Annotated in this window: 13 protein-coding genes; 1 reads left to right on the forward strand and 12 read right to left on the reverse strand. The window is 64.6% G+C overall.

Annotated elements, in window-relative coordinates:
• Window positions 1–71 precede the first annotated feature (71 nt).
• On the reverse strand, window positions 72–1,061 hold the full coding sequence (gene glpX, locus VGV07_RS16315; RefSeq protein ID WP_326869782.1) for a class II fructose-bisphosphatase: 990 nt from the start codon (window positions 1,059–1,061) through the stop codon (window positions 72–74).
• An 80-nt stretch (window positions 1,062–1,141) separates the two neighbouring features.
• Entirely contained in the window at window positions 1,142–2,482 is a 1,341-nt protein-coding gene (locus VGV07_RS16320; protein WP_326869794.1) for a homoserine dehydrogenase, read from the reverse strand.
• Window positions 2,483–3,025: 543 nt separating this feature from the next.
• On the opposite strand from VGV07_RS16320, the gene VGV07_RS16325 reads away from it, so the two are divergent.
• Entirely contained in the window at window positions 3,026–3,436 is a 411-nt protein-coding gene (locus tag VGV07_RS16325; protein ID WP_326869783.1) for a PIN domain-containing protein, read from the forward strand.
• A gap of 27 nt (window positions 3,437–3,463) precedes the next feature.
• On the opposite strand, the gene VGV07_RS16330 is transcribed toward VGV07_RS16325, so the two are convergent.
• From VGV07_RS16330 to rplM, 10 genes are all read right to left on the reverse strand, one after another.
• On the reverse strand, window positions 3,464–4,432 hold the full coding sequence (locus VGV07_RS16330; RefSeq protein ID WP_326869784.1) for an ABC transporter substrate-binding protein: 969 nt from the start codon (window positions 4,430–4,432) through the stop codon (window positions 3,464–3,466).
• An 8-nt stretch (window positions 4,433–4,440) separates the two neighbouring features.
• Window positions 4,441–5,406, reverse strand: a complete 966-nt coding sequence (locus VGV07_RS16335) for an iron-siderophore ABC transporter substrate-binding protein (protein WP_326869785.1) — start codon at window positions 5,404–5,406, stop codon at window positions 4,441–4,443.
• Window positions 5,407–5,628: 222 nt separating this feature from the next.
• Window positions 5,629–6,846: an LL-diaminopimelate aminotransferase gene (locus VGV07_RS16340; protein ID WP_326869786.1), complete on the reverse strand. Its 1,218-nt coding sequence runs from the start codon at window positions 6,844–6,846 to the stop codon at window positions 5,629–5,631.
• Window positions 6,847–7,154: 308 nt separating this feature from the next.
• Window positions 7,155–7,613 (reverse strand): SRPBCC domain-containing protein, encoded by a 459-nt coding sequence (locus VGV07_RS16345; protein WP_326869787.1) that lies wholly within the window; start codon window positions 7,611–7,613, stop codon window positions 7,155–7,157.
• Window positions 7,610–7,945, reverse strand: coding sequence for a metalloregulator ArsR/SmtB family transcription factor (locus VGV07_RS16350; RefSeq protein WP_326869788.1), 336 nt, complete (start codon window positions 7,943–7,945; stop codon window positions 7,610–7,612). Before VGV07_RS16350 ends, VGV07_RS16345 begins: the two co-directional genes overlap by 4 nt.
• Before the next feature lie 44 nt (window positions 7,946–7,989).
• The gene (locus VGV07_RS16355) at window positions 7,990–8,640 is read right to left on the reverse strand and encodes an SdpI family protein (RefSeq protein WP_326869789.1); all 651 of its coding nucleotides are present in this window, start codon (window positions 8,638–8,640) and stop codon (window positions 7,990–7,992) included.
• The gene (locus VGV07_RS16360; RefSeq protein ID WP_326869790.1) at window positions 8,637–8,903 is read right to left on the reverse strand and encodes an autorepressor SdpR family transcription factor; all 267 of its coding nucleotides are present in this window, start codon (window positions 8,901–8,903) and stop codon (window positions 8,637–8,639) included. Before VGV07_RS16360 ends, VGV07_RS16355 begins: the two co-directional genes overlap by 4 nt.
• A gap of 52 nt (window positions 8,904–8,955) precedes the next feature.
• Window positions 8,956–9,981 (reverse strand): glycosyltransferase family 1 protein, encoded by a 1,026-nt coding sequence (locus VGV07_RS16365; RefSeq protein WP_326869791.1) that lies wholly within the window; start codon window positions 9,979–9,981, stop codon window positions 8,956–8,958.
• A 104-nt stretch (window positions 9,982–10,085) separates the two neighbouring features.
• On the reverse strand, window positions 10,086–10,568 hold the full coding sequence (gene rpsI / locus VGV07_RS16370; RefSeq protein ID WP_326869792.1) for a 30S ribosomal protein S9: 483 nt from the start codon (window positions 10,566–10,568) through the stop codon (window positions 10,086–10,088).
• A partial coding sequence (rplM, locus tag VGV07_RS16375; RefSeq protein ID WP_326869793.1) for a 50S ribosomal protein L13 occupies window positions 10,568–10,937 on the reverse strand: 370 nt, incomplete at its 5' end. The genes rplM and rpsI, both read right to left, overlap by 1 nt.

Below are 10,937 nucleotides of genomic sequence, written 5' to 3' on the forward strand. Positions count from 1 at the left end.
CAAAATCGAAGACAGAGCCTCGACTCTTCACCTCCCTCTTCATGGGGAGAGGCCGGGAGGGACTGTATCTATCAGTATGACGACCGCCGATGCTCAGCGGTGATCCAGCGCACCGTCTGGCTCCACGAGCGCATCACCACGGTGTTGGTGCGGACCGCGCTCTTGCCGTAGCGCACGCCGCTCAGCAGGCTGCCATCGGTGACGCCGGTGGCGGCGAACAGCACGTCGCCCGAAGCCAGTTCGTCGGTGCGGTATTTCCGGCTCGGATCGGTGATCCCCATCTTCAAAGCCCGGGCCCGCTTGTCGTCGGTATCAAGGATGAGCTTGCCCTGCATCTGGCCACCAATGCAGCGGAGCGCCGCGGCGGCCAGCACGCCTTCGGGGGCGCCGCCGGAGCCGAGATAGATGTCGATGCCGGTATCCTCGGTGTTCACCGCGTGGATGATGCCCGCGATATCGCCGTCCGAGATCAGCTTGATGGCGACTCCGGCAGTGCGCAGGTCATCGATCAGCGCAGCGTGGCGCGGACGATCCAGCACGCAGGCGGTGATCTCGTTGACCGGCACGCCCTTGGCCTTGGCCAGCGCCCTGACATTGATGGTGGCGCTTTCGTCGAGATCGACGACGCCCGCGGGATAGCCGGCGCCGATGGCGATCTTGTGCATGTAGACATCAGGAGCGTTGAGCAGCCCGCCGCGCTCGGCCATGGCCAAGACACAGATCGAATCCGGCTGGTTCTTGGCGCACAGCGTCGTGCCCTCGAGCGGGTCGACGGCGATGTCGACTTCCGGGCCATCACCGGCGCCGACCTGTTCGCCGATGAACAGCATCGGCGCTTCGTCGCGCTCGCCCTCACCGATAACGATCCGGCCGTGGATATGGACGTTGCCCATCTCGCCGCGCATCGCTTCGACGGCAGCCGCGTCGGCGGCTTTCTCGTCGCCCTTGCCGCGCCAGGTGGCGGCGGCGAGCGCCGCGGCCTCGGTGACGCGTACCAGTTCGAGGGTGAGCGAACGGTCGATGGCCGCCTGCCGGTCGGTATCGGACTTGCTGAGCTTCATGAACACTCCCTGCCCCGCCGCACGGGGGCGTTACGTGGCCTATGCGGTCGCCTGCCCGCGCCGCAAAGCCGGGAAGGCTGCTAAAGCTGCTCGATCCGGATCATCTGCGGATCGCCGACGATGAAGCCGTCGCTCTTGATCGCCGATAAGGCGTCGCGAACAGTCTGCTCCATGGTGGAGTGCGTAAGCAGCACCACCGTGCGGGAGTCGGTTCCCGTCACGCCCGGCTCGCTAACACGCAAATCCGGACGCTGGATGACGCTTTCGAGCGAAATGCCCGCGGCACCCATGCGGGTAGCAATAGCCGCAAACGCACCGGGCACATCCCTGACATTTAGTCGGATGTAGTAGCCGCCCTCGTGCTCGCGGATCGGCGCGCGGCGGTACGGGGTCAGTTCGGCGCTCGGCACGCCGAGCGGTGGCACCCGGGTGCCGCGGGCGATATCGAGAATATCGGAGAGGACCGACGATGCGGTCGGCGGGCCGCCGGCGCCCGGGCCGGCCAGCAGCAGCTCGTGCACGTGGTCGGTTTCGAGCGCCACCGCGTTCAGTACCCCATCGACGCCGGCCACCGCCGAGGTCTTGGGCACCAGGGTCGGGTGCACGCGCTGATCGATGCCGTCGGCCGAACGCTGGGCGATGCCGAGCAGCTTGATCTTGTAGCCGAGGTCGCCGGCCACCTTGATATCGGCCTGGCTGATGCTGGTAATGCCCTCGACGAAGATCTCGTCGGGCGCAATCTCGCAGCCGAAGCAGAGCGAGGCGAGAATAGCGAGCTTGTGCGCGGTATCGAAGCCTTCGACATCGAAGGTGGGATCGGCCTCGGCGTAGCCCAGCTTCTGCGCGTCGGCGAGGCACTCGGCAAAGCTGATGCCCTCGTTGCCCATGCGGGTGAGGATGTAGTTGCAGGTGCCGTTCATGATTCCATAGACGCGGGCGATGCGAGCCGAGCCGAGGCCCTCGCGCAGCGTCTTGATGACCGGAATGCCGCCAGCCACGGCCGCTTCGAAACCAAGTTGGGCGCCCGATTCTTCGGCCGCCTTGGCAAGGTTCACGCCATGCCGCGCCAGCAGCGCCTTGTTGGCGGTGACCACCGGGCGGCCGATCTCCAGCGCGGCTTTCACCGCGGCCAAAGCCGGCCCGTCCTCGCCGCCGATCAGCTCGACGAACAGGTCGATGCTGTCGGATTTGGCCAGCGCCACCGGATCGTCGAACCATTCGAGGTTGCTCGCATCGATGCCGCGGTCGCGACTGCGCGAGCGGGCGCAGACGGCGGTGACGGTGATTTTCCGGCCGAGCTTACGGGTCAGCTCCTCGCCGTCCTTCTGGATGATGCGGACCAGCGTCGCGCCGACATTGCCGAGGCCGGCAACACCGATGCGGAGCGGCGCCTCGAGCGCGGCATCGGCGTGGTCCTGCATCGACTTCAGAATCCGGGTCCGCGTATCCGAACGGGGCTCGCGCCCTTCCCTGAGGTCAAACACGAAGAGCGGGTCGCCGGCGATGGTGCGTCCGAACCGGGTCGGGGTCCAACCGCGCGCCGCAATGAAGGCTTCGACGGATTGGCGGAACGACTGGATATCGGACATAGAACAGCTCTCGGAGTTGGTGCGAGAGCTATGGATAGGAAAGACCCTATCCGTCAATAGGATTGATGGGCAGACCGCTGCCACCTATATTAGTCGCTGCTGTCTTCTGGGAGGATGCCATCTCTGACATTACGATCAAAGTTGATGACGCCGCCTTAGTCGCCGCTCTCGACGATCGAGCAAAGGGACACGGGCGAACACGCGAGGAGGAAGCCAGCGACCTCCTTGCGCGCGCGCTGACAGAACCGGACAATATGGCTACGCGGCTGCGCGCGAGGTTCGGCCCGCTCGGGGGCGCCGATCTATTTCTCATCAGCCATTTCTTAGGTCGAGACCCTCCCTTCGCTCTCGATGACTACGACGAGCGCTACAGGGATGGCTCGGCGGAGTGATCATCCTAGACACCAACGTCATTTCGGACGCGATCGCGGCTATCCCGACGCCGCGCGTGCTAGAATGGCTAGCAGCACAGCCGATCGGGATTTGTGGACCACCGCCGTCACAGCAGCAGAGCTCAGGGCTGGTGTTTCAATCCTAATCGATGGGAAAAAGAAGCGGAACCTCCACGAGGCAGTCGAAGCGATGCTCAGCGAAGACTTCGGCGGGCGCATCCTGCCGTTCGATGAGGCCGCCTCCATCGCCTTCGCCCGGATTACCGCCCGTCGCCGAAGGCTGGGCCGCCCCGTCGATCTCCTGGACACCCAGATCGCCGCCATTGCGGTCGCAAAGGGTACTGCCGTCGCGACACGCAAGATCTCCATTTCGATGATCCGGAGATTACTGTGATAAATCCGTGGGAAGCCTGAGGCCACCCTACTTCCCAACGTGTTCGGCCGCCGCCGCGATCTTTTCGAAATAGCGGGGCATGCCCCATTTGATCGACAGGGCGCTCGAGGAGATCACCGCCATGTTGAGGATGCGATCGTCCATCTTCACGTAGGCGCCGCTCTTCACCTGCGGCGCGCTGTCGATGTACGGCCGCACGAAGAATTCGTCCGCCAGCTCGGGTGAGTTGAAGAACCCGATGAGGATGTCGGCCGGAATCTGATCGAAGTTCTCGTAACTCAACGGATACCAGAAACCCTGCAGCTCACCGCCGGCAGGGGAGCGCTCCGGGATCACCAGCCCGGCCAGCGCCAGCAGCTTGGCGCGTGCATCGTCGGCCGAATGGATGGCGGCGGCGCCGTTGTAGTCGATCAGCGTCACGGCGCTTTTGCCCGCCAAAGCCGGGTACTTGGCGGCCTCGGCCTTGATGAAAGCCTCCAGCTCGGCAACCAGCGCAGTCGCCTCGCTGGGCTTGCCCATCGCCTCGCCGGCGATGGTGATCACCTGTTGCCAGGTCGCCGTCCACGGCTTGTCAAGATAGGCCACCACGGGAGCGATCTGGCTGAGCAGCTTGTATTCATCCGTTGTGATGCCGGAGTAGACCGCCAGGATCAGATCGGGCTTCAACGCGGCGATCTTTTCGATCGGCGCCCCGGCCGTGTCATCGAAGGTCACCGGCGTCGGGGCGCCGGCCCTGGCAATCCCCTCCTCCACCCACGGCACGATATCCTTGTCAAACCCGGCCGAGCGGAAGCTCGGAAACCCCACCGGGACGGTGCCCAGTGCAATGGCGGCATCGGTCGAGGACCATCCGAGCGTCACGATGCGCTGCGGCGCGGCCGGGATCACCGCTTCGCCGAGCGCATGCTTGATGGTGACAGGAAAGCTCTGCGCGAGCGCCGGCAAGGCAAACATCGTAAGGCACAAGGCCGCGACGGCGTTGAGGACGAGTTTCATCTGTGATCTCACTTCTTGGCGTTGCGGGCGGCCGCAGCGATGATTTCGGCGTAGTGCGGGAAGCCCCAGCGCAGCGACAGCGCGCTCGGGGGCGATACCGCGGCCACATACTCGATGCCGACCAGCGAGGCGAAAGCGCCCTTGAGGTATTGCGGCTGGCTTTGCACGTAGGGCTTGGCGAAGAACTCGTCCGAAGCCGCCTGGGTCTCGTAGTAGGTAATGAGGATGTCGCTTTTCAGCTGATCGAACAGCTCGTAGCTCAGCGGATAGTAGAACGAGCCGTCCTTGGGCGAGAGTTCGGTGACGCTGGGCGCCAGGACGAGGCCAATATCGGTGAGGAACTTCATGCGCGCATCGAGCGCGTCATAGACGGCGATCGAGCCGTCGAAGTCGTTCACTCCGGCGAACGTGGTGCCAGCGATCTCGGGGTATCTTGCTGCCTCATCGGCGACGAACTGCAGCGTGTCGTTTACCAGCCGTTCAGCCTCGGCGGACTTGCCGACTACCTGGCCGACAATGCGGGTCACGTCCTGCCACGGCGTGCTCCAGGGCTGGTCGGGATAGGCGACGGTCGGCGCGATCTGGCTCAGGCGGGCGTATTGCTCTGCATTGATGCCGGAGAACACCGCGACGATCACATCGGGCTTCTGCGCCGCAATCTGTTCGAACGGGATGTCGGAGCTGTCCGAGAGCTGGACCGGGGTCGCCGCGCCAAGCTCCTTCAACTTCTGCTCGACCCAGGAATGGAGGCCATTGTCGCCGCCGCCATAGCTAGAGAACGGCATGGCAGCCGGCACGACGCCCAGCGCCAGCAAAGCATCATGGTTGCCCCAGCCCCAGGTGACAATCCGCTCGGGCGCCCTGTCGATCACCGTCTCGCCGAAAGCGTGCTTGATGGTGACCGGGAAGGACTGCGCCAGCGCCGGAGCGGCGGCGAACAGCAGGGCGAGCGCAACGAGAAGTCGGCGGAACATGACATGGCCTCCAGCAAGCTGAAAGCTGATAATCACAGTCATGTTATTGGAGCAAGCGGATTTCAGCGCGCGCCACACCCACCCGTTTGCGATGCTCGAAAGAAAACAGAGGTCACCGCTTTCGCGGGGATGACGCCGAGTGAGGGAAAGCTGGGGTGGCGCTCACAAATGGCAAACGGCCCGGTTACTGACCGGGCCGTTGCAAACTCTGATCGCGCCGCCCTATTTCGCCGCGGTGATGGGCACGACGTTGCCGTGGCTTGGCTGGCTCTGCAGGAACTTCTTGATGTTGCGCGCCGCCTGCCGGATGCGTTGCTCGTTTTCGACCAGCGCCAGGCGAATGTATTGGTCGCCATACTCGCCGAAGCCAACGCCGGGGGCGACGGCGACGCCGGTTTCCTGGATCAGCAGCTTGGCGAACTCGAGCGAGCCGAGGTGCGCGAACTGGTCGGGGATCGGCGCCCAGGCGAACATCGTCGCCTTGGGCGACGGGATGGTCCAGCCGGCGCGGCCGAAACTTTCCACCATCACATCGCGGCGGTCGCGATAGACGGCGCGCACATCCTCGATGACGCTGTCGGAGCCGTTGAGGGCAGAGGCAGCGGCGACCTGGATCGGGGTGAAGGCGCCGTAGTCGAGATAGGACTTCACCCGGGTAAGCGCCGCGATCAGCCGCTCGTTGCCGACGGCGAAGCCGACACGCCAGCCGGGCATCGAGTAGGTCTTGGACATCGAGGTGAATTCCACCGTGATGTCCATGGCGCCTTCGACCTGCAGCACGGAGGGGGGCACTTCGTCATCGAAATAGATTTCGGAATAGGCGAGATCGGAGAGGATGAAGATCGAGTGCTCGCGGCAGTACTTGACCACTTCCCTGTAGAAATCCAGCGACGCCGTGTAGGCGGTCGGGTTGGCCGGGTAGTTGAGGATCAGGGCGATCGGCTTGGGGATCGAATGCCGCACGGCGCGATCGAGCGCGCGCATGAAGTTCTCGTCCGGCTCGGCCGGCATCGAGCGGACGACGCCGCCGCTCATGATGAAGCCGAAGGCGTGGATCGGATAGGTCGGGTTGGGTACCAGCACCACATCGCCCGGCGCGGTGATCGCCGCCGCCATGTTGGCGAAGCCTTCCTTGGAGCCGAGCGTCGCCACCACCTGCGTGTCGGGGTTCACCTTCACACCGAAGCGGCGGCCGTAGTAGCTGGCCTGGGCCTTGCGCAGCCCCGGAATGCCCTTGGACGAGGAGTACCGGTGGGTGCGCGGATCCTTCACCGTCTCCTTGAGCTTGTCGACGATGTGCTGTGGCGTCGGCATATCCGGGTTGCCCATGCCGAGGTCGATGATGTCGACGCCGTTGGCGCGGAGCTTCGCCTTGATCGGATCGATATGGGCGAAGACGTAGGGCGGGAGGCGGCGGATGCGGTGGAAATCGTCGTTCATTGGAACCTCGGTGGACCGCGACGCACCCTTTGGTGCATGCCATACCCTCATGAAGGCAGGTATTATCGCGGAATTATGGTTTTGACTCGGTTAAGCGGCCGATCTCGACCGCCAGGCTCGTTCTGGTTCCGCTCTCCCCAGCCGCATTGCGGCGCTCGGGGAGAGCTAGCGAGCGGGGGCCTTAGCGCGCGCGACCGCTCCGGCCCTAAAGCCGGCGGCTGCGATTGGCGCTGCTACTCCCTGAGTCATGTCCAAACCCTGAGCGAGGATTACGGAGCTTTAGTGGCGGACACGCCGGACGGTCAAGCTCAATAGAGCGCTATCACGTCCGAACCGGACAGGGCCCGCGCGAGCTGGTCGAACCAGGTGCCCCAACCCTCGTTCAAGGCGCCCTGCTCCGCGTCGTCCATACCGGGACCATTCCAGGCATTGGTGAAGCGCATCTCGGTGCGGCCGCCGGAGAGGGGGCGGAACTGCATCTCGATGTACTCGTCGGTGAAACCATGCGGCTCGGTGCCTTCGAAGGTAAAGCTCATGACGATCCGATGCGGCGGCTCGAGCACCAGATACTTGCCGACATGAGCGAACCTGCCGCCGTCGCCAGAGGGATTCTCGACCCGATAGGCGCCGCCGACGCGAGCATCGGCCTCGACCAGATGGCCGAACCAACGGCGCATGGTGTCGATATCGGTCCAGGCAGCATAGACCTGTTCGGGCGCCGCCTCGAAGATGCGGACGATCTCTAGCTTATGTGCAGTGCTGTTCATGGCTTGTCCGCCTTTGTCGCTTTGAAGAATGCATCGAGTGCGTCGAAGCGCTCGGTCCAGAACTGCTCGTAGAAGCGCAGCCACTCGCTCGCATCGGCCAGCGCCTCGGGCGCCAGCCGGCACATATGGGAGCGTCCGCGCACCTCGCGCCGCACCAGCCCGGCCTGCTCGAGCACCCGGACATGTTTCGAGGCGGCCGGGAAAGACATCTCGAACGGCTGCGCCAGTTCGCCGATATTGCGTTCGCCGGCCACCAGCGACCGCAGCATGGCGCGGCGGGTCGGGTCGCTCAGGGCATGGAAGACGGCATCGAGCTGCTGATCTGAAACCATATGGTTTAGTTAGCAGCCGCGATGCCGACTGTAAACCATCTGGTTTATGATTTGGCCCTGCGGGCATAGCTCAGCGAATAGGCGACGCCGATGAGGATCGGCACGAAGACGCAGCCGAGCAGCCACCAGATCAAGGCCGAGGCAGGCAGCAGCAGCGCGGCGACGATCAGTACCAGGCCGCCGATGATACAGAGCAGGCCGGTGAGGCGATGCGTCGCCTGCCAGTTGGCCGGGTCGCTCAGCGTGGTCGGCATGCGCAGGCCGGCGAAGCTGTTGGGCTGAGACTTCGGCATGGCGTTGCCCAGGACCACCAAAAGCACGCCCAGCGCCAGGCCAAGCAGTTGCACCATGTTGAGCGCGACGCCGAGGCCGATCAGCACCGTAGCGGCCTCGAGCACCAGGGCGAGCCCGGTGAGCGCGGTGATCGCCACCCCTGCGGAGTAACGTCCCGCAGCGGCGTCGGAAGGCTTGGCCACACGGCCGACGACGTAGAAGACTGTCCAGACAAGGGCGACCATCAGCAGCGGGATGAGCAGCGCCCATTCGCGCGGCAGGAACCCGTCGGCCTCGCCGCTCACGCCCCAATGGACCGGCAGCATCGTGCCGGCAGGGACCAACACCAGCCCGGCGGCGAACGCCGCAATTATGGCGACGAACAGCGCGATGCGGATCGGAGTGAACAGCGGGCGCATCATTTGGGCTCCTTGAGGCTCAAGAGGCCAGACAGCGCCTCTTCGAGAATAGACATGTTGAGGTGGTAGATGAGGCTGGTGCCCTGCCGCTCGACGGCGACGAGCTCAGCCTCCTTCAGCTTGGCGAAGTGCACGGAGAGCGTGGGCTTGGACAGCGTGAAGTGCTCCGCCAGCGCGCCCGCGGACATCGGCCCGCCCCTCAGGAGCTGGAGGATTTCCCGGCGCACCGGGTGCGACAGCGCTTCGAAGACGGCGTTGATACCCATAAGATCCGCTCGCGTTGGCGACGGACTTATTTAGACAATGCTCTAATTAGAGTCAAGACGAAGGAGCATCACCCTTCACCGGCAGGTATTTTAGGAACTGGTCCGTGCTGGCGGTCCAGGAAAACTGCTGGGCGTAGGTCCGGCACTCGTCACGGGAAACGTGCATGGCCTTGAGCGCTGCCGCCTTCAGGTCGTGGCCAAGAACGCCTACCGGGGCGTCGCCGATCACGTCGATCGGGCCGGTCACCGGGAAGGCAGCCACCGGCGTGCCGCTGGCCAGTGCCTCGAGCAGCACGAGGCCGAAGGTGTCGGTCTTGGACGGGAAGACGAACACGTCGGCCGAGGCGAACAGCCGCGCGAGCTCCTCGCCTTGCTTGGGGCCAACGAACACCACGTCGGTGTGCTCCGCCTTGAGCTTTTCGAGGCTCGGGCCACCACCGACGACGAGCTTGGTCCCCGGCAGGTCGAGCGTCAGGAAGGCCTCGATGTTTTTTTCCACGGCGACGCGGCCGACATAGAGGAACACCGGGCCGTCATAGGCGAGCGGCTCGCGCCGCGCCGGGTTGAACAACTCGGTATCGACGCCCTTCTGCCAGATCACCGCGTTGGTGAAGCCGCGCTGCTCCAGCAGCACCTTGAGGTGCGGGGTACCCACCAGGCAGTACTTTGCGGCGCCGTGGAACCAGCGCAGGAACCGGTAGCTCCAGCGCAGCGGCACCGGCAGGCGGGCGCGCAGGTATTCGGGAAACTGCGTGTGGTAGGCGGTCGAGAACTCGAACCGGCGCTTGCGGCACCAGCGGCGCGCCATGATGCCGAGCGGTCCTTCTGTCGCGATATGGATGGCTTCGGGCGCCGCGGCCTCGATCCGCGCATAGACCGGCTTCATCAGCGTGCGGCTCAGCCGAATCTCGCCATAGCCGGGCATTGGGAAGGTCTTGAACTCGTTGGGTGTCAGGAGCTTTACGACGATGCCGCGCTTCTCCATCTCCTTGATCACCAGCTCGATCGAGCGCACCACCCCGTTGATCTGCGGGTGCCAGGCGTCGGTGACGATGAGAACGGTCTTTGGTTGCGGCATCGGCTGCTCGTCTGAAGGCGGGCAATGCGTAACGTGGACGGCCGCCAAAAGCAAAGGGCCGGATTGCTCCGGCCCTTCGGCAAATTCTCTGAACTCGAAGAAGCTTAGCGCTTGGAGAACTGGAAGGAACGACGGGCCTTCGCCTTGCCGTATTTCTTGCGCTCGACCACGCGGCTGTCGCGGGTGAGGAAACCACCGGCCTTCAGCACGCCGCGCAGCTCGGGCTCGTAATAGGTGAGCGCCTTGGAGATGCCGTGACGCACCGCACCGGCCTGGCCGGAGAGGCCGCCGCCCGAAACGGTGGCGACGATGTCGTACTGATCCTTGCGGGCCGCGGCGACGATCGGCTGCTGCAGCACCATCTGGAGCACCGGGCGGGCGAAGAAGGCATTGAACTCCTTGCCGTTGACGGTGATCTTGCCGTTACCCGGCTTCACCCAGACGCGGGCAATGGCGTTCTTGCGCTTGCCGGTAGCATAGGCGCGGCCCTGCGCGTCGAGCTTCTGCACGTGCACGGGAGCGTCGGCGGCAACAGCGACGACGTTGGCAGCGCCCAGGTCTTCGAGCGAATTGATGGTCTCGGCCATTACTTGGCCCTCACATTCTTGGAGTTGAACGAAGCGACGTCGAGCTTCACGGGCGCCTGGGCCTCATGCGGGTGGGTCTCACCGGCATAGACGCGCAGGTTGCCGTACTGCTTGCGGCCGAGCGGGCCTTCCGGGATCATGCGGCGGACGGCGTTTTCGAGCACGCGCTCCGGGAAACGACCCTCGAGCAGCTGACGCTGCGTGCGATCCTTGATGCCGCCGGGATGGCCGGTGTGCCAGAAGAACCGGCGCTGATCGAGCTTCTTGCCGGTCAGCTTCACCTTGTCGGCATTGATCACGACGACGTGGTCGCCGGTATCCATGTGCGGGGTGTAGGTCGGCAGGTGCTTGCCGCGCAGACGCATGGCG

The sequence above is a fragment of the Devosia sp. genome (genome assembly GCF_035944845.1).
Classification (GTDB): domain Bacteria; phylum Pseudomonadota; class Alphaproteobacteria; order Rhizobiales; family Devosiaceae; genus Devosia_A.